Genomic DNA, 697 nt, shown 5'->3' with positions numbered 1-697 from the left:
TGGCGTAGTTGCGCTGGCCGATGGCGCCCGACAACTGAGCGGAGCCCCAACCCTGATCGACGCGCAGCGAGGCGACGAGATCCGGGTAGTCCTGACCCTGGGTGACAGCAGCGCCGCCGTTCACGAACAGAACCGGGTTCTGGATGATGCCGCCGAGCTCACGACCGGTCGTGCCCGAGGTGCGGTCTTCGAGCGACACCGTCGTCGAGAAGCCCGAACCGAAGGTGGCGGTGTAGGCCAACAGGTTGACGCGCGAGTCTGCCGTACGGATCGAAGCGTAGTTCAGGTCCGAAGCGTAGAAGTCGAAGAACGACTGAGCGCGACCAGCGGTGATCGGGCCGAACTGGACGAAGGCCAGATCGAGCAGCGAGCTGGTGGAGGAGTTGGCAGGGCCGCGGATGAGGCCGGGGACGTTGGAGCCGACGTTGAACGGAGCCGTATTGGAGGCGTAGATGCCGGTGTTGTTGGTCAGCTCATAGCGGATGAAGGTGCGCAGCGTGCCGTAGGCGGTCTGCGTACGGACGTCGACGTTCAGGCGGCCACGAGCACGAGTGCCGTAAGCATCCTGGAAGTCGCTGTAACGCTCGCCGACGGCGTACTCGGCGCGGACGCGGCCCGAGATGCGCAGGCAGGAGTCGGTGCCGGGGATGTAGAAGAAGCCAGCGCCGTAAGCGGTGCAGACGCGAACGTATTCGAC

General features: G+C 65.1%; 1 protein-coding gene. It reads right to left on the bottom strand.

The features are described 5' to 3' along the window. The coding region (locus AC1DVA_RS28930) for a porin (RefSeq protein ID WP_476808209.1) at nucleotides 1–697 on the bottom strand (697 nt) is incomplete at both ends.

The sequence above is a fragment of the Allobosea sp. P4_C6 genome, assembly GCF_056402015.1.
This window is presented reverse-complemented; position numbering and strand designations above follow the sequence as displayed.